Consider the following 20,431-nt stretch of genomic DNA (forward strand, 5'->3'; position numbering starts at 1 on the left):
GTGCGCTGTGTTTATGATGGATTCGCAGGCCCGGGAATGGCCTCATTGGAACGGGCGACAGGTAGCCGCAACAATGGATAAAAAGTCATACTAGCCATGTCCTCACGTCATACCTTGGATCCCAATGAAACGACTGCCTCCCCTGCCGGCGCTGCACACCTTTCTGATTACCGCGCAGTGCTGCAATTTCACCCGGGCCGCCGAACAGCTGCACATCACCCAGGGCGCGGTGAGTCGGCAGATCGCCGGGCTGGAAGATCATCTGGGTTATGAGTTGTTCATCCGCCTGGCCCGAGGCCTGGATCTGACAGCCGAGGGACGGGAATGGCTGCCCCGGGTCCAGCAGATTTTCGGCCTGATCGACGAGGCCGTTGAGCAGATCGGCGAGAAGCGTGAAACCCTGCAGCTCAAGGCACCGACCTGCGTCATGCGCTGGTTGCTGCCGCGCCTGTTGCAATGGCAAAGGGAACGCCCGGACGTGCCGGTGGAACTGACCACCACGGTCAAGCACGGGGTCGACTTTCATCGCGAGCAGTTCGATGCAGCGGTGATGTACGGCGCACCGCCGGACGATTCATTGATGTCGCAAAAACTCTTCGACGAACAACTCACGCCGGTGTGTTCCAGACCGATGCTCGAAGGCCCCATGCCCCTGCAGACCCCGGCCGATCTGCAGCAGCACCTGTTGCTGCACCCGACCCGCGACGAGCGGGACTGGAAGGCCTGGTTGAAAGCCGCGGATGTGCATTTGACCAATGTCGGCAAGGGCCAGCATTTCGAAACACTGGACCTGGCGATGTCGATGGCGTCCCAGGGAACGGGGGTGGCGATTGGCGACTGGTCGCTGATCGGCGATGACCTGAACGCCGGGCGGCTGGTCATGCCATTCGATTTGAAGGTAACAACGGGACTGGCGTATTACCTGGTGTTCCCCGAAAAACCCGGGCCTTCGCCGAAATTGCGTGAATTGATGGGCTGGTTGGTGGAGCAGGCGCAGTCGCGGTAAAACCGTATAACTCTGATGCCCCACACTGTAGGAGTGAGCCTGCTCGCGATGACGGCTTCACATTCAAAATCAATGTTGGCTGCTCCGCTGCCATCGCGAGCAGGCTCACTCCTACAGGTGATCAGTGAACTCAGTACCCGACAGTAAACCGCTGCCGCGAATGCTTCGGCGCTTGCACTTCGTCGAGCATTGCAATTGCGTAGTCGGCAAAGGTAATCCAGCTGCGCCCTTCGCTGCTCACCAGCAAATCATCCTGACCGAGGCGGAATTTCCCGGTGCGCTCACCCTCGACAAATTCGGCCGATGGCGACAGGAAGGTCCAGTCCAGATCCCGTTCTTCACGCAAGTTGGCGAGGAATTCGGCACCGGCACTGGCTTCTGCCTTGTAAGCCTCAGGGAAACCTTCGCTATCGATCACTCGAGTGCCATCGGGCAATAGCAGCGAACCCGCCCCGCCCACCACCAGCAGGCGTTTGACCCCGGCTTTTTTCACCGGGCCAACGACTGCGCCGGCAGGTAGCGTGGCGAAATGCGCCGCGCTGATAACCACGTCATGGCCCGCAATTGCAGCTTGCAACGCAGCGGCATCAAGGGCATCGACGGCCTTGCCGACCACACTTTCACGTGGATCGACTTTCGATGTGTCGCGGGCAATGGCGGTAACGCTGTGGCCACGACGTAGCGCCTCTTCCAGCAGTTGGCTACCGGCACGACCGGTGGCACCGATGATTGCGATTTTGCTCATGACGTTCTCCAGTGGGTTGAGCTTCTTGGATTTCAGTTGAGGCGGGTTACCATTTCATCTCGCCCTTGGCGACCTTGGCGCTCAGTTCCAGGGAGCTTTCATCACCCAGGGTCGGGAAGCGCTTTTTCATCGCCGCGATCAGCGTGGCGGAATCCTTGGCCTTGGCGGTTTCCTCGTCGAAGGCCTTGATGTAAGCGGCTGTGAACTGCACGCCTGCCAGGGAGCGATCGCTCTCGCCGAGGTAGTGGCCCGGCACCACGGTTTGCGGTTTCAGGGTTTCAATGGCATGCAGCGTAGCCAACCAATCGGCATGGGACTGCGGAGTTTGGGTATCGGCCATCCAGACATGGATGTTTTCTGCCACAACCACGCCTCCGACCACCGCCTTGATCGACGGAATCCACACAAAACTGCGATCAGGCTGCGGGCCCTCAAGACCCACCACCTGCAACTTCTGCCCTTCGAGGATCAGGCTGTCGCCCTTGAGCACACCCGGCACGATGGTTTTGGTCGGCACATCGGCGCCCATTTTCGGACCCCAGAACGCCAGTTTGCCGTCGACGGTTCGCTTGATGTGGTCGACGGTCGGCTGCGAGGCAAGGACCTTGGCTTTGGGGAACGCAGCCGTCAGGGTATCGAGGCCGAAGTAATAGTCCGGGTCACCGTGGCTGATGTAGATGGTGGTCAGTTGCTTGCCGCTGGCGCGGATTTTTTCCACCACCTGTTCGGCCTGGGATTTGCCGAATTGCGCATCCACCAGGATCGCTTCCTTCTCGCCACTGACCAGCACCGAGGTCACCGGGAAGATGGCTTTTTCGCCGGGGTTGTAGACATCCAGCGTCAGCGTAGATGCACTGGCGTGGGCGGCAAAACCGAGAGCGGTGGTCAGTAAAACGCGCTTGAGGGTGGTGAAACCGATCATCTGTTGCTCCGTAATCCAATAGTTGTCGTAGTCCTTTGTAGGAGCGAGCTTGCTCGCGATGGATTCGAAGACGCCACGTTTAACCGGTAACCCGCGTTATCGTTAACGACCATCGCGAGCAAGCTCGCTCCTACAGTGGAACAGAGCTTAGTTGCCTGACTCAGTACAAAAAATGCGATGCTTGAACATAGTTTGTTTCTGAAAGCGGGCAAATCATGGATCGTCTTCAAGCAATGCGTGTATTCGTCACGGTGGTCGACCTCGGCAGCCAGTCGGCCGCCGCCGATCATCTGGAGCTGTCACGGCCGGTGGTGTCGCGGTATCTGGCGGAACTGGAAGACTGGGTCGGCGCGCGCCTGATGCATCGCACCACGCGCAAGTTGAGCCTGACCGCCGCCGGCAACGAGATCCTGCCCCGCTGTCGGCAGATGCTCGATTTGTCCACCGACATGCAAGCCGCCGTCAGCGAACCGGATGACGCACCGCGCGGTTTGCTGCGGATCAGCGTCAGCACTTCGTTCGGTCAGGCACAACTGGCCGATGCCATGGCCGCCTACGTCAAGCGTTACCCCGGTGTCAGCATCGATATGCAGATGCTCGACCGCACCGTGAACCTGGTGGATGAGCGCATCGACCTGGCGATCCGCACCAGCAACGACCTGGACCCGAACCTGATCGCCCGCCGCCTGACGGTTTGCCGCTCGGTGATCTGCGCCTCCCCCGCTTACCTGCGCGAGAACCCTGCGCCGCTACGGGTCGAGGACCTGAGCCTGCACAATTGCCTGACCCATTCCTACTTCGGAAAAAGCCTGTGGCACTTCGAGCAGGACGGCGAGCAGGTTTCTGTACCGGTGCAGGGCAACATCAGCGCCAACGAGGCCAGCACACTGCTGCGCGCAACGATCGCCGGTGCCGGGGTGGCGATGCTGCCCACGTATCAGGCTGGCGTGCATATCCACAGCGGCGAGTTGATTCGCCTGCTGCCGACGGCCGAACCCCGACAAATGAACGTGTATGCGGTGTATGCCTCGCGCAAGCACATGCCGGCGGCGCTGCGCAGCTTGCTGGATTTTCTGGTGGTGAGGTTTCCGGAGGAACCGGCGTGGGATATCGGCCTGTAACCGGATCGAAAATGTGGGAGCGAGCCTGCTCGCGATAGCGGTGGATCATTCAAAAAGGGTTGCTGACTGACACGACGCCATCGCGAGCAGGCTCGCTCCCACAGGGGTGATCAGTGTTCTGAATACCGCGCTATTGCTGGCAACTCAATGGCACTGACCTATGCTCAAAGTAATACCGAAAGGTATTCGTTCAGAGGTCAACGCCATGAACATCAGAACAAGAAGATACCTCGCGATTTTCATCACCTGTGCGGTCACGCTCGGGCTTTATGGCGCTGCGGCCTGGCGCGTCGAGCAACTGCGCAACCTGCCCCGCGAAGCCGCGAGCTGCAACTTCGAACGCTGCATCCCCCATAACGCCACCCTCAACGCCCTCCGGTAACGAAGGGGGTCAGGCTTCATTGCCCTGATCGGCCTTCAGGCGGTCGCGGAACGCCTTGGGCGAAATTCCCACACGACGCCGGAACAGGCGCGTGAAGTTGGTCGGATCGGAAAACCCCAAAACGTCGGACATTTCATAAATGGTCATGCTGGTGTAGGTCAGCAAACGCTTGGCCTCCAGCAATTGCCGTTCGTGCATGATCTGCAACGCCGGTTGCCCCGCCAGCTCACGGCAGGTGCCGTTGAGGTGGGACACGGAAATCCCCAGCCGGTGCGCCAGATCCTCAACCTTGACGTGCTGGCGATAGGTCTCTTCCACCAGCTGAATAAACCCGTTGAGGTATTCCCGGGCCCGCTGCGGTCGCGCCATGGCGGTGCGACGCTGGATCACCTGGCGGCTGACCCACACCACGATCACACTGACCAGCGAATGCATGAGCATTTCCCGCGCCGGTTGGTGGCTGGTGTATTCGTTCTGCAAGGCGCTGAACAAGCTGTTGAGGTACTCGGCGTCCTTGCCTGCCGGGTAGCTTTCGGACTGGGCCAAGGCATTGACCGATTGCCCCAACTGCATCTGCAGGTGGGCGATCAGCGGCGCGGCCAGGGTCACGACAAACCCTTCCACGTCCTCGGAAAAGCGAAAGCCGTGCACCGACAGCGGTGGCAGGATCTGGATGGCCGGTTCCACCAGTTGCGTTCGCTTGCCTTCGATTTCAAGCTCGGCCTGACCTTTGAATACGAAGAGCAACTGGCACAAATCAGCGTGGCGGTGGGGTTTGATTTCCCAATGATGTTCGCGACTGCGTTTGGAAATGGTTTCACAGTGCAGCAAGTCCGGGGTCGGCCAATCCAGGCTTTCACCGTAGAGCTTGAACACTGGAATCGAAGGCAGGTCAGGCTTGTTCATCACTTCAATCCAGGCCTCGGAGTAGATGACGGGCGATAATCGCACCGATTGGCAGAATGTACAGCTATCGGCTCAGTTTTCACCTTCAATTGACAGACCCGCAAGGGAAAAATGCAAGCACTCGATCCATAAAAATCATTCACCGGCCCTGGTCACGTGAAGCTTGCGAGTCATAAAAACAATGAAAACGCTGAAAACTCAAGTTGCCATTATCGGTGCTGGCCCTTCTGGCTTGTTGCTTGGCCAATTGCTGCACAACGCCGGCATCGACACCCTCATTCTCGAACGTCAGACCCCGGACTATGTACTCGGCCGAATCCGCGCCGGCGTGCTTGAGCAAGGCATGGTAGAGCTGTTGCGTCAGGCTGGCGTGAGTCAGCGCATGGACGCAGAAGGCCTGGTCCACGACGGCTTCGAACTGGCCCTCGACGGACGCCAGGTACACATCGATCTGCAAGCGTTAACCGGCGGCAAGACGGTGATGATCTATGGCCAGACCGAGGTCACCCGTGACCTGATGGCCGCTCGTCGGGAGGCCGGCGCGCAGACGATTTATCAAGCCGACAACGTCGTTCCCCACGGCATGAAAACCGACGAAGCGTTTGTCACTTTTGAGAAAGACGGCGAACGGTATCGTCTCGATTGCGACTACATCGCCGGTTGCGACGGCTTCCATGGAGTGGCGCGACAATCGATTCCCGCCGACAGCCTGAAAGTCTTCGAACGGATCTATCCCTTCGGCTGGCTCGGGATCCTGGCCGATACCCCGCCGGTCCACGAAGAGCTGGTCTACGCCCGCCACGAGCGCGGTTTTGCCCTGTGCAGCATGCGCTCACCGACACGCACCCGTTACTACCTGCAAGTGCCCACCAGCGATCATGTGGATAACTGGTCGGATCAACGCTTCTGGGACGAGCTCAAATCGCGACTGCCACAACAGTTGGCGGACAAACTGGTAACGGGTCCGTCCATCGAAAAAAGCTTCGCGCCGCTGCGCAGCTTCGTCGTCGAACCCATGCAGTACGGGCGGATGTTCCTGGTCGGTGATGCCGCACACATTGTCCCCCCCACCGGCGCCAAGGGCCTGAACCTGGCGGCCAGTGACGTCAGTACGCTGTTCAACATCCTGCTCAAGGTTTACCGCGAAGATCGCCTTGATCTGCTGGAGAAATACTCGGAAATCTGCCTGCGCCGCGTGTGGAAGGCCGAACGGTTTTCCTGGTGGATGACCTCGATGCTGCACCGTTTCGACGACCACGATGCCTTTAGCCAGCGCATTGCCGAGTCGGAGCTGGAGTATTTTGTCGGCTCCGAAGCGGGTCGCAAAACCATTGCAGAAAACTACGTCGGGCTTCCCTACGAGGCTATCGAATAGCTTGCTATCGACTTACACTGGCGAGCATCCCCGCTCGCCTTGCAACTTGCGGGTCAATCACTGCCCGCAGGTTTTCCCGTGACCAATCTCCACCAGCCTGAAACGCCCAAACCGGCCATTCGCAGCGTGCTGATCGCCCTGATGCTGGCGATCTTTCTCGGAGCGCTGGACCAGACCATCGTCGCCGTTTCGATGCCGGCCATTTCCGCGCAATTCAAGGACGTCAGCCTTCTGGCCTGGGTGATTTCCGGCTACATGGTGGCCATGACCGTGGCGGTGCCGATCTACGGAAAACTGGGCGATTTGTACGGGCGGCGCAAGCTGATGCTGTTCGGCATGGGCCTGTTCACCCTGGCGTCGGTGTTCTGCGGCATGGCCCAGAGCATGGAGCAACTGGTGCTGGCGCGGATCCTCCAGGGCATCGGGGCCGGCGGGATGATTTCGGTGAGCCAGGCGATCATCGGTGACATCATACCGCCACGGGAGCGCGGTCGTTATCAGGGCTATTTCAGCAGCATGTATGCCGTGGCCAGCGTGGCCGGCCCGGTGCTTGGCGGCTACATGACTGAATACCTGTCCTGGCGCTGGGTGTTCCTGATCAATCTGCCACTGGGCCTGGGTGCCTGGCTGGTGGCCCATCGCACGCTGGTGGGGCTGCCGATTCCGCAACGCAAACCGATCATCGATTACCTGGGCACCGTGCTGATGATCATCGGGCTGACCGCATTGTTGCTGGGCATCACCCAGGTCGGCCAGGGCCATTCGTGGCGCAGCGCCGAAGTGTTGGCGCTGCTGGCTTGTGCGGTGCTGGTACTGGGGCTGCTCGTCGTGCATGAGCGGCGGGCGCGGGAGCCGTTGTTGCCCATGCATCTGTTCGCCAACCGCAACGCGATCCTGTGCTGGTGCACGATTTTCTTCACCAGTTTCCAGGCCATCTCGCTGATCGTATTGATGCCGCTGCGTTTCCAGAGCGTCACCGGCGCCGGTGCCGACAGCGCCGCCCTGCACCTGCTGCCCCTGGCCATGGGCTTGCCGATCGGCGCGTATTTCGCCGGCCGTCGCACCTCGGTGACCGGGCGCTACAAACCGATGATCCTTGCCGGTGCGGCGCTGATGCCTGTCTCGATTATCGGCATGGCGTTCAGCCCGCCGCAGGCGTTTCTCGTGAGCAGTCTGTTCATGCTGCTCTGCGGGATTGCCTCCGGCATGCAGTTCCCGACGTCATTGGTCGGCACGCAGAACTCGGTAGAACAGCGGGACATCGGCGTCGCCACCAGCACCACCAATCTGTTCCGTTCGCTGGGTGGAGCGGTCGGCGTGGCATTGATGTCGGCGCTGTTGTTGGCGTTGTTGCAGGATTCGAGTTTCGCGCACCTGGCCGGTTCGTCGCTGATTGCCGAAGGCAGTTCGGGTAATGTGCTGCTGGACGGTTTGAATGCCGCGCCAGGTGATACGCAGAACGCCTTGCGTGCCGAGTTGTTGTTGACGTTCCGGCACTTGCTGACGGTCAGCGCGGCCGTTTCATTGCTGGGGCTGGTGGCGGCGATTGCCATGCCGAACATGCTGTTGCGTGGGCGTGAGGACAAGGTTCGGTAGCCAGACCGAGTCGCCCGCCTTCGCGAGCAGGCTCGCTCCCACAGATGACCGCGTATTTATGGACAACTCGGTCTAATGTGGGAGCGAGCCTGCTCGCGAAGGCGGTCTAACAGTCACTACCATTCAAGGGCTGTAATACCCGACCGCCACCAGAAAATGCCCGACCTTCTTCAGGTAGGCATGTTTGTTCTCGACCTTGCCGGTCACCGGGTTTTTCCAGCGGTATTCATATTCGCCGTTATCCTGCTGGGCCATCAATGCCAGAATCGGCTCGCCCACCGGTTTGCCTTCCGGGTCCACGATCTTGCTGAAGTCGGTATTGATCAACCGCAGGTTGGTGCCGTGGGCCACGTAACGCCGGGTGTCCAGGTCGACGACAAACACATACAGGTCATCCTGCAGGTAGCCGCCCTTGAGGGAATTGATCGCCGTCAGGGTACCCTTTTCGTCCTTGGCCAGATCGGTCGCCGCTTTGTTCAGCAAGGCCATGGCCTGTTCGGCGGAAGCCCGTGGCAAGTAATAACCGACCGCCAGAATCCGCTGGCCGATGCGCTGGTAGTAGACGTGCTTGCGCTCGACCTTGCCGTCGTTCCAGTTCTGCCAGCGATATTCCGCCTGCTGAATGCCATTGCCTTCCGGCACCTTCAGGGCGTCCTTGAAGGTTTTCTGCAAATCCGGCCCGAGCACTTGCGATACGTCCCGGCCAATCAGCGCCGACGACGGCCCGCCACTGGCAAGCATCACGCCCTTGGTATCGAGCACGAAGACATAACGGTCCTTGTCGACAAACTCACCCTGGCGACTGAACGCCGCCAGGGCCTTGTCGCCATTCTGGTGGTAGTAGGCCAGGGCTTTTTCCAGCAGGGCAATGGCCGCCTTGCTGTCGTCCTTTTCCGTCCCGGAGGCTTGCGCCTGGCCCAGGCACAACAAAAACATGCCGCACAGCAAGGTGAACCTGTACACAAACCCCATTGCGCATCCCTCGTTCCTGATGGTGTTTCAGGAGCGTAGACGGCAATGGGGGGATGTATGGATCCTTTTGATGTTCCTGTAGCGGTCAATTACTGCCGGGCGCGAAGTTGCTGCTGCAGGTTCTGGATCTGCGCCTGGAGGGTATTGATGTTACGGGTGACCTGGCTGCGGAAGGCATCGAACTCGGCGGTGTTGGCCGAACCCTGCGCGACCGCCGGACGGTTGTCCTGCACGCTCTTGAGCACGATCATGTCTTGCTCGAGACGTTCGATCGCTGCGCTCGGGTTGCCTTGTTTCTTCAGTGCGACAATATCGGCACCCAGGCTTTTCAACTGTGCATCGAGTTTTTCCGAGTCCGACGGGGCGCTTTTCAGGGCGGCCAATTCAGCGCTCAAGGCTTTGACCTGGGCCTGCAACTGCGTATTGGCCGCCTGATGTTCGGTGTCCTGGGCAGTCAATTGCGCCAGGCGTTTGTCCAGTTCGGTGGTTTGCGCGGTCATTTGCGCCAGTCGCTTGTCCAGGTCCGAGGCCTGGCCGGCAACACCCTGCTGCCGGGCATTCTGGTCCTGGAGCTTGCCTTCCAGCTGGCGGATCTGCAGCTTCAAGGCCTCGCTGTCGGTGTTGACACTGGTCTGGCCGGCGACAACCTTGCCGGAAATATCCTGCAGGCGCCCTGCCGCTTCCTCACTGATTCGCGCGAAGCTTTCCTGGGTCGCCACCAGTTGCTGTTCCATCAGGGATATCTGCTGAAAGCTCCACCAGGCCAGGCCCGCGAAGGCAAAGAACAACGCCCCGACCAGCGCCCACAAGGCACCGGTGCTCACCGCCTTGACCTTCACCACCGGCGCCGTGCGCGAGTGCACGACCGTGCGGGCGGTGGGCGCAAAGTCGTCATCGAGAACGTCTGCACGCAAGCTCGGCACATCATCAAAGTCGTCGTTGGCATCGTTTCGCATGGACATTGAATCAACCTTAGTGAATCACATAATGGCTTTATGCCGCGCAGTATAAACCCCACAGCCGCAACCATTGACCCCCAAGGCCGAATCCGGTTCAGTCAGGGGACGTTGTTCCAGCGTCAGCGAACAGCCTGGGCTTTCCACCAGCCACAGAATTCATCGAGCGCCGTCCAGAGGCTGACCTTGGGATCGTAATCCAGATAATTCCGCGCGCGGCTGATGTCCAGGGTGAAATTTTTGTTCATGACCTGCATGCCCAGGCGTGACAACGTCGGTTCGGGACGCCCCGGCCACACCTTGCACACGCCTTCATTGAGCGCCGCCACGCTATAGGCCAAGCCGTAGGAACGGTAGCGGGTGACCTGTGGGACTTCCATGTTACGCATGACGTAATTGACCACGTCCCACAGGGGTATCGGCGTGCCATTGCTGATGTTGTAGGCCTTGCCCAACGCAGAACCGCTGGCCAGCAAGCTACTGAGCAATGCCTCGTTGAGGTTTTGCACGCTGGTGAAGTCAACTTTGTTCAGACCGTTGCCGATGATTGCCAGGCGTCCCTTGCGTTGCATGTTCAACAGGCGCGGGAAGATGCTCATGTCGCCGGCTCCGGTGACGAAACGCGGGCGCAAGGCCAGGGTTTCGAGGCCGAACTCCTGGGCACCGAAGACTTTTTGCTCGGCCAGGTACTTGGTGGCGGCGTAAGGATGTTTGAAGCGCTTGGGCACCTGTTCTTCGGTCAGGCCCAAGTGATCGCGACCATCGAAGTAGATCGACGGCGACGACAAATGCACCAGCCGCCGAACCCGTTGCTTCAAGCAGGCTTCGACCACGTTTTCGGTGACCTGGACGTTACCCTGATGGAAGTCCTGATAACGCCCCCACAAACCGACAGCACCGGCGCAATGCACCACGGACTCGACGTCCGAGCACAGCTCGCGCGCCAGTTCCGGATCGCTCAAGTCACCCTGGATGAACTCCGCACCGCGGCGTACCAGATGCTCCACACTCTCGGCCCGGCGACCGTTGACCCGCACGTCCAGGCCTTGCTCCAGGGCAAAACGCGCAAAGCGCCCGCCGATGAAGCCGCTTGCGCCGGTAACCAGAATCTTCATGAATTGCTCCGAATATTTCGTTTTGCGTATTACGTGAGGTCTTGACGCTGCGCGTCAGTCCAAGGGCACCAGCCATTGCTTCGATGCGCTGACCAATTGATCGGTGAGCAGCCCCAGCAACTGACCGCCATTACGCCAATGATGCCAGTACAGCGGCACATCGATCGGCTTATCTGGCAGCAGCTCCTGCAATACGCCCCTTTCCAGTTGCTCGCGCACCTGCAGCTCCGGGACCAGACCCCAGCCCAGCCCGGCTTCCGTCAGACGGATGAACCCTTCGGAGGACGGGCATAAATGGTGTTCGAATCCACCCTCGACGCCGAGGGATGCAAGGTAGCGATGCTGCAGGAAGTCGTCCGGACCAAACACCAGCGCCGGGGTCCGGGCCAACTGATCGGCGCGTACGCCCTGCGGAAAATGCCGGGCAATAAAAGCGGGGCTAGCCAGCGCACGGTAACGCATGGCCCCCAGCAACACGCTGCGCGCGCCAGCCACAGGGCGCTCGCTGGCACAGACACAGGCCGCCACCTCACCGGCGCGCATGCGCTTGAGGCCGACGGTCTGGTCTTCGACCACAAGGTCCATCAACAAATGTTGCTCGGCGCAAAACTCGCCCACCGCCTGCGCCCACCAGGTGGCCAGGCTGTCAGCGTTCAGGGCGATCCGCAGGCGCTCCGGCAAACCCTCTTCATCCAGCGCCGGCACCAGGCTTTGCAAATCCCGCTCTAGCAATCGCACCTGCTGCACATGGTTGAGCAATCGCCGACCGATTTCCGTCGGCGTTGGCGGCGTGGCCCGCACCAGCACCGGCTGGCCAACCCGCGCTTCCAGCAGCTTGATGCGCTGGGAAATCGCCGATTGCGACAAGCCCAGCACCTGGGCCGCCCGTTCAAAACCGGCCTGTTCGACCACGGCAGCGAGGGCAGAAAGCAATTTATAGTCGAACATCAGTTTTCCTAATGAGCGATCAGCAAGATTGGTTTTTCTTATACAGGCTTCACAAGGACAATGGCCAGCAAGAACTCTTGAACAAGGATCACCCATATGGCTGGCGAAACTTCATTGGCAACGCTGCTGCGCAGCATGAGCCCGCAACTCAACGCCGGCGAATACGTGTTCTGCACCCTGCGTGACGGCAAGTTGCCCATGGATCTGGAGATTGTCGGCTGCTTTCGCGAGCAGGAAGGCCTGACCGTGATCCTCGAACGTTCCCACGCCGAAAAAGCCGGATTCAGCTTCGACTACATCGCCGCCTGGATCACCCTGAACGTACATTCGGCCCTCGAAGCGGTCGGCCTGACCGCCGCGTTCGCCACGGCACTGGGCAAGGCCGGAATCAGCTGCAACGTGATTGCCGGCTACTACCACGACCATTTGTTCGTCGGCCAGGCCGACGCCGACCGAGCCCTGCAAGTGCTGCGGGATCTGGCAGCCAACGCGGAGTAAAAAATCATGTGGCAAAGTTATGTGAACGGCCTGCTTGTGGCCTTCGGCCTGATCATGGCGATCGGCACTCAGAATGCGTTTGTCCTGGCGCAAAGCCTGCGGCGTGAACATCACCTGCCGGTGGCGGCGCTCTGCGTGGCCTGCGATGCCCTGTTGGTGGCCGCCGGGGTGTTTGGCCTGGCGACCGTGCTGGCGCAGAACCCGACGCTGCTGGCCATCGCCCGCTGGGGCGGCGCAGCGTTCCTGTTGTGGTACGGCAGCCAGGCGCTGCGCCGGGCTTTTTCCAGGCAGAGCCTTGAGCAGGGCGAAGGCCAGACCGTACGCTCACTGCGAGCGGTCATGCTCAGCGCGCTGGCGGTGACCTTGCTCAACCCGCACGTCTATCTGGACACCGTTTTGCTGATCGGCTCTCTGGGCGCCCAACAAACCGAGCCCGGCGCCTATGTCGTAGGTGCGGCCAGTGCCTCGCTGCTGTGGTTTTTCACCCTGGCACTCGGCGCAGCATGGCTTGCACCTTGGCTCGCTCGCCCCAGCACCTGGCGAATTCTCGATCTGTTGGTGGCGGTGATGATGTTTGCCGTAGCGCTGCAATTGATCGCGGCCATCTGATTGGCGGAACCTCTATTCCACACAGTTGTTGCGTGGTTATGCCGCCCCCCCGGTGCTATGATCCGACTCCCTGCGCCGCAAAGAGTACAAACTCCCCGGCGCTTGTCTGGCCGCCCGTGATCGGCCTTGCGCTCACCGCAACTGACCTGATTAGGAGAATCATCATGGCTTTCGAATTGCCGCCACTGCCGTACGCACACGATGCCCTGCAGCCGCACATCTCCAAGGAAACCCTGGAGTTCCACCACGACAAGCACCACAACACCTACGTCGTGAACCTGAACAACCTGGTGCCAGGCACCGAGTTCGAAGGCAAGACCCTGGAAGAAATCGTCAAGACTTCCTCGGGCGGTATCTTCAACAACGCCGCTCAGGTCTGGAACCACACTTTCTACTGGAACTGCCTGGCGCCAAACGCTGGCGGTCAACCAACCGGCGCTCTGGCTGAAGCCATCAACGCAGCTTTCGGTTCGTTCGACAAGTTCAAGGAAGAGTTCAGCAAGACTTCCATCGGCACCTTCGGTTCCGGTTGGGGCTGGCTGGTGAAGAAGGCTGACGGTTCCCTGGCCCTGGCCAGCACCATCGGCGCCGGCAACCCGCTGACCAACGGCGACACCCCGCTGCTGACCTGCGACGTCTGGGAACACGCTTACTACATCGACTACCGCAACCTGCGTCCGAAGTACGTCGAAGCGTTCTGGAACCTGGTCAACTGGAAATTCGTGGCTGAGCAGTTCGAAGGCAAAACCTTCACCGCTTAAGCTCGATGCCAGACAAAAAACCCGGCTTTTTAGCCGGGTTTTTTATTGCCCGGGATTTTCAGCGTTCGGCAGAGCCCCATCGCGAGCAGGCTCGCTCCCACATTGGATCGGTCTACACCGGACTACTGTGGGAGCGAGCTTGCTCGCGATGAACGATGACGCGGTCAGCCTGCCAGCTACCGTGGATCGACGTTATCCAACGCGCGATTCACCGCCAACTCCGCCAACATGACAATCTGCGAAATGGCCAGCGCCGTGTTGCGCTGGGGGCCAGTCAGGCAGGTGGCGAAATCACTCGCCATGACATTGGCTGAAGCCAGTGATTCACAGGCATGGGCAAGCAGGCTTTCAGTGTCCATGTCGGGGACGATCATGAACATGGTGCGAGGGCTGTAGGGTTTGGTGGTGGTGTAGGGCGGATCAGGGATTAACTTATCCAAAACATGCTCCTTATCGATTGGAGCCATCTCTCGCCGTTTCTCACGCGAGCGAAGAGGTGGCAGCTATGTGCGGAGTGAGAAACCGGCAAGAGAGCAATCCGGCCAGACCGAGGTCTGCCCGCACACAGCCGCCATAAAGCATTGCTGGCAGCGGATAAGCTGGCGGCAATTATGGTGGTACTGGCGCTGGATTAACACTCTCTTGCGGGTTCTCACACCCGATCGCTGAAGCATTTCAGCGATCACCAAAGGTTATTCAGCCCGCTTCCGACGGACAACCTGAAAACTGCGTGGGAAACTTCTGGCGCTTTCCTACACCGCGCCATCCCATGTGGGAGCGAGCCTGCTCGCGAAAAACGCCAGGACAACGCGGGCATTCAGGCAGCACGCGTTATCGTTGACGTCCATCGCGAGCAGGCTCGCTCCTACAGGGCCGGGCGCTTGTTAAAAGGGACTCGCCGTAAGGGCGAAACCATAAGCCGCCACCCCCTTGCCCCACCGCCACAGACGGCTAACATCAAACAGAAGGAAAATATCTCCACCCCGCCTCTCAAGTTGAAGGACTCGACAACCGACACAGTACGAATAGGCTAACTCGCCAGGACACCTGCAAATCGGCCAAGCTGCAGGCAAAATCCCACAAGGATGATTGTCCCTTTGACTGCCATCACGGGATTGCCAATACTCATGGCAACTTGATGCTACCCGCACGGAACAAGGAATAACCCTTTGAAGCTGGAACTCAAGAACAGCTTGTCGGTGAAGTTGCTCCGGGTCGTGCTCCTGTCGGCATTGATCGTCGGCGTGGTCTTGAGCTGCGCGCAGATTGTGTTCGATGCCTATAAAACACGCCAGGCCGTCGCCAGCGATGCCGAACGGATCCTCGACATGTTTCGCGACCCCTCGACCCAGGCCGTCTATAGCCTGGACCGGGAAATGGGCATGCAAGTGATCGAAGGCCTGTTTCAGGACGCCGCCGTGCGCAAGGCGTCCATCGGCCATCCCAACGAAGCCATGCTCGCGCAAAAAAAACGCGAATTGCAGCACTCCCACAGCCGCTGGCTGACCGACCCGATTCTTGGCAAGGAACGCACCTTCACCACCCAACTGGTCGGTCGCGGGCCTTATAGCGAGTATTACGGCGACCTGAGCATCACCCTCGATACCGCCACCTACGGCCAAGGATTCATTGTCAGTTCGGTGATCATCTTCATCTCGGGCGTCCTGCGCGCACTCGCCATGGGGCTGGTGTTGTACCTGGTCTACCACTGGCTGCTGACCAAGCCGCTGTCGCGGATCATCGAGCACCTCACGGAAATCAATCCGGATCGTCCCAGCGAACACAAGATTCCGCTGCTCAAGGGGCACGAGAAAAACGAACTGGGCATATGGATCAACACCGCCAACCAGTTGCTCGAATCCATCGAACGCAATACCCATCTGCGTCACGAAGCGGAAAACAGCCTGTTGCGCATGTCCCAGTACGACTTCCTGACGGGACTGCCGAACCGGCAGCAATTGCAGCAGCAACTGGACAGGATCCTCATCGACGCCGGCAAATTGCAGCGCCGGGTCGCGGTGCTGTGTGTCGGCCTCGATGACTTCAAGGGCATCAACGAGCAGTTCAGCTACCAGACCGGCGACCAGTTGTTGCTGGCCCTGGCCGATCGCCTGCGCGGTCACAGCGGTCGCCTGGGCGCCCTCGCCCGCCTCGGTGGCGACCAGTTCGCCCTGGTCCAGGCCGATATCGAGCAGCCCTACGAAGCCGCCGAGCTCGCGCAAAGCATTCTCGATGACCTGGAAGCGGCGTTTGCCCTCGACCATCAGGAGATCCGCCTGCGCGCCACTATCGGCATCACCCTGTTCCCCGAGGACGGCGACAGCACCGAGAAGTTGCTGCAAAAGGCCGAGCAGACCATGACGCTGGCCAAGACCCGCTCGCGCAACCGCTATCAGTTCTACATCGCCAGCGTCGACACCGAAATGCGCCGCCGCCGCGAACTGGAAAAAGACCTGCGCGATGCGTTGATACGCAATCAGTTCTACCTCGTCTACCAGCCGCAGATCAGCTACCGCGACAACCGCGTGGTGGGCGTCGAAGCCCTGATTCGCTGGCAACACCCCGAGCACGGCATGGTGCCGCCGGACCTGTTCATCCCGCTGGCCGAGCAGAACGGCACCATTATTGCCATCGGCGAATGGGTGCTGGACCAGGCCTGCAAACAACTCCGCGAGTGGCATGACCAGGGCTTCTCCGACCTGCGCATGGCGGTGAACCTGTCTACGGTTCAATTGCACCACGCCGAACTGCCACGGGTGGTCAACAACCTGCTGCAGATGTACCGCCTGCCACCGCGCAGCCTGGAACTGGAAGTCACCGAAACCGGCCTGATGGAAGACATCAGCACCGCGGCCCAGCACTTGCTCAGCCTGCGCCGCTCCGGCGCGCTGATCGCCATCGACGATTTCGGAACCGGCTATTCGTCCTTGAGCTATCTCAAGAGCCTGCCCCTGGACAAGATCAAGATCGACAAGAGCTTCGTCCAGGACCTGCTCGATGACGACGACGATGCGACCATCGTTCGCGCCATCATCCAGCTGGGCAAGAGCCTGGGCATGCAGGTGATTGCCGAAGGCGTGGAAACCGCCGAGCAAGAGGCCTACATCATCTCCGAAGGCTGCCACGAAGGTCAGGGCTATCACTACAGCAAGCCGTTGCCGGCACGGGAACTGGCCGTTTACCTCAAGCAGGCCCAACGCAGCAACGCCGCTATTTTGTAATCCCCTGTAGGAGCGAGCCTGCTCGCGATGAACCTGAGAGCAATACGCTCATTCAGAATGAACGCGTCATCGTTCACGTCCATCGCGAGCAGGCTCGCTCCCACAGTGAATAAGAAATATTTACAGGTACAACCCTTTACACATAATGCGAAAGATTTGCATTATGTCGCAGTTTTGCGTGTGCATAGCACGACTCCACCCCTATCGAAGCAGGATGTTCGCCATGATTCGTATGCCTCTGGCTACCGCCAGTCTGTTGGCCATCGCTATTTCCCTCGCCGGTTGCGGCGAAGGCAAAGACCAAGAAAAAGCTGCCGCGCCAGCTGCCAGCACTGCGGCTGCCCCGGCTGCTCCAGCCGCTGCGCCTGCTGCCGTCGGTAAAGTCGACGAAGCCGCCGCCAAAGCCGTTGTCGCCCATTACGCCGACATCGTGTTCGCCGTTTATAGCGATGCCGAATCCACCGCGAAGACCCTGCAAACCGCCGTAGACGCCTTCCTCGCCAAGCCGAACGCCGACACCCTGAAAGCCGCCAAGGCTGCCTGGGTTGCTGCTCGCGTACCTTACCTGCAGAGCGAAGTGTTCCGCTTCGGCAACACCATCGTTGACGACTGGGAAGGTCAGTTGAACTCCTGGCCGCTGGACGAAGGCCTGATCGACTACGTCGACAAGTCCTACGAACACGCCCTGGGCAACCCGGGTGCCACTGCCAACATCATCGCCAACACTCAAGTGCAGATCGGCGAAGACAAGGTCGATGTCAAAGACATCACCCCGGCAAAACTCGCCAGCCTGAACGAGCTGGGCGGTTCCGAGGCCAACGTCGCCACCGGCTACCACGCCATCGAATTCCTGCTCTGGGGCCAGGACCTGAACGGCACCGGCCCTGGCGCCGGCAACCGTCCGGCTTCGGACTACCTGGAAGGCAAAGGCGCTACCGGCGGTCACAACGATCGTCGTCGTGCCTACCTGAAGTCCGTGACTCAGCTGCTGGTCAGCGACCTGGAAGAAATGGTCGGTAACTGGAAGCCGAACGTGGCCGACAACTACCGCGCCACCCTGGAAGCAGAACCGGCCGAAACCGGCCTGCGCAAAATGCTGTTCGGCATGGGCAGCCTGTCCCTGGGTGAACTGGCGGGCGAGCGCATGAAGGTTTCCCTGGAAGCCAACTCCCCGGAAGACGAACAGGATTGCTTCAGCGACAACACCCACAACTCGCACTTCTACGATGCCAAAGGCATTCGTAACGTGTACCTGGGCGAATACACTCGCGTCGACGGCACCAAAATGACCGGCGCCAGCCTGTCGTCCCTGGTGGCCAAAGCCGATCCGGCTGCCGACACCGCGCTGAAAGACGACCTGGCCGCCACCGAAGCCAAGCTTCAGATCATGGTCGACCACGCCAACAAGGGTGAGCACTACGACCAGTTGATCGCAGCCGGCAACACCGCTGGCAACCAGATCGTCCGTGACGCCATCGCTTCCCTGGTCAAGCAGACCGGTTCGATCGAAGCCGCCGCTGGCAAACTGGGCATCAACGACCTGAACCCGGACAACGCTGATCACGAATTCTGATCAACGCTGGCTGAGTGAGTAATAAGGCGACCTTCGGGTCGCCTTTTTTGTCGGCCATAACACAAACAACTGTAGGAGCGAGCCTGCTCGCGATAGGGCCATGTCAGTCGACATCAGTTTTGGATGACACATTGCAATCGCGAGCAGGCTCGCTCCTACAGGGGGTTATGGGCAAGCCAAATTACCTGTCCCACATCAAGCAAACGATAATTCCTCTTATTCAAATTCCCATCCCCTGTTAGACTTTGCGCCCTTGTTTTGCTCGTCTTGCAGGATGTCTGATGCCCTCGCTGCCTCTTCGCTTGTCCGCACTGTTTCTGGCTCTGGGCCTGAGTGCCTGCGATGACGCCCCGAAATTCACCCGGGCCGAACCCGGTGAAGCCCGCTCCGGCGGCAGTGCGACGGTGCGCAAGACCGATCAGAACGCGTTTTCCATGCCCTCGGCGAACCTGCCGCCGTCACGGCGCGTGGATTTCAGCGTCGGCAACAGCTTCTTCCGCAGCCCCTGGGTGATCGCTCCATCGACGACGACCGCTCGCGATGGCCTCGGCCCACTGTTCAACACCAATGCCTGCCAGGGCTGCCACATCAAGGACGGCCGCGGCCATCCGCCGACTCCCGACGATGTGAACGCCGTGTCGATGCTGGTACGCCTGTCGATTCCCGACGCCCCGGCATATGCCAAGGTCATCGAACAGTTGGGAGTGGTGCCGGAGCCCGTCTACGGCGGCCAGTTCCAGGACATGGCTGTCCCCGGTGTGGCCCCCGAAGGCAAAGTACGGGTCGATTACACCGCCGTGCCGGTTCGCTTCAAGGACGGCACCGAAGTCGAGTTGCGCAAACCGAACCTGAACATCACCCAGTTGGGCTACGGCCCGATGCACCCCGACACCCGCTTCTCGGCCCGCGTGGCGCCGCCGATGATTGGCCTGGGCCTGCTCGAAGCGATCCCCGAGGAAGCAATCCTGGCCAACGCCGAGGCACAGGCCAAGGCGAACAAGGGCGTCAGCGGACAACCGAACCGGGTCTGGGATGACGCCCAGCAAAAGACCGTTCTGGGGCGATTTGGCTGGAAAGCCGGACAACCGAACCTCAACCAGCAGAATGTCCACGCGTTTTCGGGTGATATGGGGCTCACGACCAGCCTCAGACCCATTGATGACTGCACGGACGCGCAAACGGCCTGCAAACAGGCACCCAGTGGCAACGGCCCCAATGGCGAGCCGGAAGTCAGCGACAACATCCTGCGCCTGGTGCTGTTCTACAGCCGTAACCTCGCCGTGCCGGCCCGCCGTAATGTCAACGCGCCAGAAGTGCTGGCCGGCAAGACCCTGTTTTATCAGGCTGGTTGCCAAACCTGTCACACACCGAAATACACCACCGCCGCCAATGCCGCCGAACCTGAACTGGCCAATCAAGAGATTCGTCCGTACAGCGATCTGCTGCTGCATGACATGGGCGATGGCCTGGCCGACAACCGTAGCGAATTCCAGGCCAGCGGTCGCCAATGGCGTACCCCGCCGTTGTGGGGCATCGGCCTGACACAGGCGGTCAGCGGCCACACCCAGTTCCTGCACGACGGCCGTGCCCGCAACCTGCTCGAAGCCGTGCTCTGGCATGGTGGCGAGGCACAAGCGGCGCAGCAACAGGTTTTGTCTTTCAATGCCGAGCAACGCGCTGCGTTGCTGGCGTTCCTGAATTCCCTTTAACACGCATTCCACTCGC

The 20,431-nt window shown here is 60.1% G+C and carries 19 protein-coding genes; 11 read left to right on the plus strand and 8 right to left on the minus strand.

The window, feature by feature from the left end:
* Positions 1–124 precede the first annotated feature (124 nt).
* Entirely contained in the window at positions 125–1,006 is an 882-nt protein-coding gene (locus AC3ITA_RS23170) for a LysR substrate-binding domain-containing protein (RefSeq protein WP_150813333.1), read from the plus strand.
* A 130-nt stretch (positions 1,007–1,136) separates the two neighbouring features.
* On the opposite strand, the gene AC3ITA_RS23175 is transcribed toward AC3ITA_RS23170, so the two are convergent.
* Together AC3ITA_RS23175 and AC3ITA_RS23180 are read right to left on the minus strand one after the other, a co-directional pair.
* On the minus strand, positions 1,137–1,751 hold the full coding sequence (locus AC3ITA_RS23175; protein ID WP_414929421.1) for an NAD(P)-dependent oxidoreductase: 615 nt from the start codon (positions 1,749–1,751) through the stop codon (positions 1,137–1,139).
* A gap of 46 nt (positions 1,752–1,797) precedes the next feature.
* Entirely contained in the window at positions 1,798–2,673 is an 876-nt protein-coding gene (locus AC3ITA_RS23180; RefSeq protein WP_414929420.1) for an MBL fold metallo-hydrolase, read from the minus strand.
* A 215-nt stretch (positions 2,674–2,888) separates the two neighbouring features.
* Between AC3ITA_RS23180 and AC3ITA_RS23185 the strand changes: the two genes are divergently transcribed.
* Together AC3ITA_RS23185 and AC3ITA_RS23190 are read left to right on the plus strand one after the other, a co-directional pair.
* Positions 2,889–3,794, plus strand: coding sequence for a LysR family transcriptional regulator (locus tag AC3ITA_RS23185; protein ID WP_489278431.1), 906 nt, complete (start codon positions 2,889–2,891; stop codon positions 3,792–3,794).
* Positions 3,795–3,999: 205 nt separating this feature from the next.
* A complete protein-coding gene (locus AC3ITA_RS23190) occupies positions 4,000–4,176 on the plus strand; it encodes a hypothetical protein (protein ID WP_007978514.1) in 177 nt (58 codons plus the stop codon).
* A gap of 9 nt (positions 4,177–4,185) precedes the next feature.
* Here the strand turns inward: AC3ITA_RS23190 and AC3ITA_RS23195 are convergent, their stop codons facing one another.
* Positions 4,186–5,082, minus strand: coding sequence for a helix-turn-helix domain-containing protein (locus AC3ITA_RS23195; RefSeq protein ID WP_095943864.1), 897 nt, complete (start codon positions 5,080–5,082; stop codon positions 4,186–4,188).
* A gap of 190 nt (positions 5,083–5,272) precedes the next feature.
* Here AC3ITA_RS23195 and pobA point away from each other — a divergent pair, with 190 nt between their 5' ends.
* Positions 5,273–6,457: a 4-hydroxybenzoate 3-monooxygenase gene (gene pobA / locus AC3ITA_RS23200; protein ID WP_489280821.1), complete on the plus strand. Its 1,185-nt coding sequence runs from the start codon at positions 5,273–5,275 to the stop codon at positions 6,455–6,457.
* 78 nt (positions 6,458–6,535) lie between these two features.
* On the plus strand, positions 6,536–8,053 hold the full coding sequence (locus AC3ITA_RS23205) for an MDR family MFS transporter (protein ID WP_489278433.1): 1,518 nt from the start codon (positions 6,536–6,538) through the stop codon (positions 8,051–8,053).
* 123 nt (positions 8,054–8,176) lie between these two features.
* Here AC3ITA_RS23205 and AC3ITA_RS23210 read toward each other — a convergent pair whose 3' ends face one another.
* The 4 genes from AC3ITA_RS23210 to AC3ITA_RS23225 form a co-directional block, all read right to left on the minus strand.
* Entirely contained in the window at positions 8,177–9,025 is an 849-nt protein-coding gene (locus AC3ITA_RS23210) for a cache domain-containing protein (RefSeq protein ID WP_414929417.1), read from the minus strand.
* An 89-nt stretch (positions 9,026–9,114) separates the two neighbouring features.
* Positions 9,115–9,987: an ATPase gene (locus tag AC3ITA_RS23215; protein WP_095943860.1), complete on the minus strand. Its 873-nt coding sequence runs from the start codon at positions 9,985–9,987 to the stop codon at positions 9,115–9,117.
* Positions 9,988–10,103: 116 nt separating this feature from the next.
* Complete coding sequence (locus tag AC3ITA_RS23220; RefSeq protein ID WP_489278435.1) at positions 10,104–11,096, minus strand: NAD-dependent epimerase/dehydratase family protein; 993 nt, start codon at positions 11,094–11,096, stop codon at positions 10,104–10,106.
* A 54-nt stretch (positions 11,097–11,150) separates the two neighbouring features.
* A complete protein-coding gene (locus AC3ITA_RS23225; RefSeq protein WP_056726114.1) occupies positions 11,151–12,044 on the minus strand; it encodes a LysR family transcriptional regulator ArgP in 894 nt (297 codons plus the stop codon).
* A 96-nt stretch (positions 12,045–12,140) separates the two neighbouring features.
* Between AC3ITA_RS23225 and AC3ITA_RS23230 the strand changes: the two genes are divergently transcribed.
* The 3 genes from AC3ITA_RS23230 to AC3ITA_RS23240 all read left to right on the plus strand — a co-directional run bounded on the left by AC3ITA_RS23230 (position 12,141) and on the right by AC3ITA_RS23240 (position 13,912).
* On the plus strand, positions 12,141–12,542 hold the full coding sequence (locus AC3ITA_RS23230; RefSeq protein ID WP_150673675.1) for an ACT domain-containing protein: 402 nt from the start codon (positions 12,141–12,143) through the stop codon (positions 12,540–12,542).
* Positions 12,543–12,548: 6 nt separating this feature from the next.
* Positions 12,549–13,151 carry a LysE/ArgO family amino acid transporter gene (locus AC3ITA_RS23235; RefSeq protein ID WP_095943857.1) on the plus strand — a complete coding sequence of 201 codons (603 nt, stop codon included), beginning with the start codon at positions 12,549–12,551 and terminating at the stop codon, positions 13,149–13,151.
* A 164-nt stretch (positions 13,152–13,315) separates the two neighbouring features.
* Complete coding sequence (locus tag AC3ITA_RS23240; RefSeq protein ID WP_008022038.1) at positions 13,316–13,912, plus strand: superoxide dismutase; 597 nt, start codon at positions 13,316–13,318, stop codon at positions 13,910–13,912.
* A gap of 176 nt (positions 13,913–14,088) precedes the next feature.
* Here AC3ITA_RS23240 and AC3ITA_RS23245 read toward each other — a convergent pair whose 3' ends face one another.
* Positions 14,089–14,352 carry a DUF6124 family protein gene (locus tag AC3ITA_RS23245; protein ID WP_095943856.1) on the minus strand — a complete coding sequence of 88 codons (264 nt, stop codon included), beginning with the start codon at positions 14,350–14,352 and terminating at the stop codon, positions 14,089–14,091.
* Positions 14,353–15,081: 729 nt separating this feature from the next.
* Here AC3ITA_RS23245 and AC3ITA_RS23250 point away from each other — a divergent pair.
* The 3 genes from AC3ITA_RS23250 (at position 15,082) to AC3ITA_RS23260 (ending at position 20,415) form a co-directional block, all read left to right on the plus strand.
* On the plus strand, positions 15,082–17,133 hold the full coding sequence (locus AC3ITA_RS23250; RefSeq protein WP_095943855.1) for a putative bifunctional diguanylate cyclase/phosphodiesterase: 2,052 nt from the start codon (positions 15,082–15,084) through the stop codon (positions 17,131–17,133).
* 223 nt (positions 17,134–17,356) lie between these two features.
* The gene (locus tag AC3ITA_RS23255) at positions 17,357–18,706 is read left to right on the plus strand and encodes an imelysin family protein (protein WP_095943854.1); all 1,350 of its coding nucleotides are present in this window, start codon (positions 17,357–17,359) and stop codon (positions 18,704–18,706) included.
* Positions 18,707–18,987: 281 nt separating this feature from the next.
* On the plus strand, positions 18,988–20,415 hold the full coding sequence (locus AC3ITA_RS23260) for a di-heme oxidoreductase family protein (RefSeq protein WP_095943853.1): 1,428 nt from the start codon (positions 18,988–18,990) through the stop codon (positions 20,413–20,415).
* Positions 20,416–20,431: the final 16 nt, after the last annotated feature.

The organism is Pseudomonas sp. GL_090, from assembly GCF_057837765.1.

Coding starts and splice junctions, on each gene's coding strand:
- AC3ITA_RS23240 (WP_008022038.1), top strand. CDS start 13,316: ATGGCTTTCGAATTGCCGCCACTGCCGTACGCACACGATGCCCTGCAG.
- AC3ITA_RS23210 (WP_414929417.1), bottom strand. CDS start 9,025: ATGGGGTTTGTGTACAGGTTCACCTTGCTGTGCGGCATGTTTTTGTTG.
- AC3ITA_RS23255 (WP_095943854.1), top strand. CDS start 17,357: ATGATTCGTATGCCTCTGGCTACCGCCAGTCTGTTGGCCATCGCTATT.
- AC3ITA_RS23190 (WP_007978514.1), top strand. CDS start 4,000: ATGAACATCAGAACAAGAAGATACCTCGCGATTTTCATCACCTGTGCG.
- AC3ITA_RS23195 (WP_095943864.1), bottom strand. CDS start 5,082: ATGAACAAGCCTGACCTGCCTTCGATTCCAGTGTTCAAGCTCTACGGT.
- AC3ITA_RS23180 (WP_414929420.1), bottom strand. CDS start 2,673: ATGATCGGTTTCACCACCCTCAAGCGCGTTTTACTGACCACCGCTCTC.
- AC3ITA_RS23215 (WP_095943860.1), bottom strand. CDS start 9,987: ATGTCCATGCGAAACGATGCCAACGACGACTTTGATGATGTGCCGAGC.
- AC3ITA_RS23170 (WP_150813333.1), top strand. CDS start 125: ATGAAACGACTGCCTCCCCTGCCGGCGCTGCACACCTTTCTGATTACC.
- AC3ITA_RS23230 (WP_150673675.1), top strand. CDS start 12,141: ATGGCTGGCGAAACTTCATTGGCAACGCTGCTGCGCAGCATGAGCCCG.
- AC3ITA_RS23260 (WP_095943853.1), top strand. CDS start 18,988: ATGCCCTCGCTGCCTCTTCGCTTGTCCGCACTGTTTCTGGCTCTGGGC.
- AC3ITA_RS23235 (WP_095943857.1), top strand. CDS start 12,549: ATGTGGCAAAGTTATGTGAACGGCCTGCTTGTGGCCTTCGGCCTGATC.
- AC3ITA_RS23220 (WP_489278435.1), bottom strand. CDS start 11,096: ATGAAGATTCTGGTTACCGGCGCAAGCGGCTTCATCGGCGGGCGCTTT.
- AC3ITA_RS23225 (WP_056726114.1), bottom strand. CDS start 12,044: ATGTTCGACTATAAATTGCTTTCTGCCCTCGCTGCCGTGGTCGAACAG.
- AC3ITA_RS23185 (WP_489278431.1), top strand. CDS start 2,889: ATGGATCGTCTTCAAGCAATGCGTGTATTCGTCACGGTGGTCGACCTC.
- AC3ITA_RS23175 (WP_414929421.1), bottom strand. CDS start 1,751: ATGAGCAAAATCGCAATCATCGGTGCCACCGGTCGTGCCGGTAGCCAA.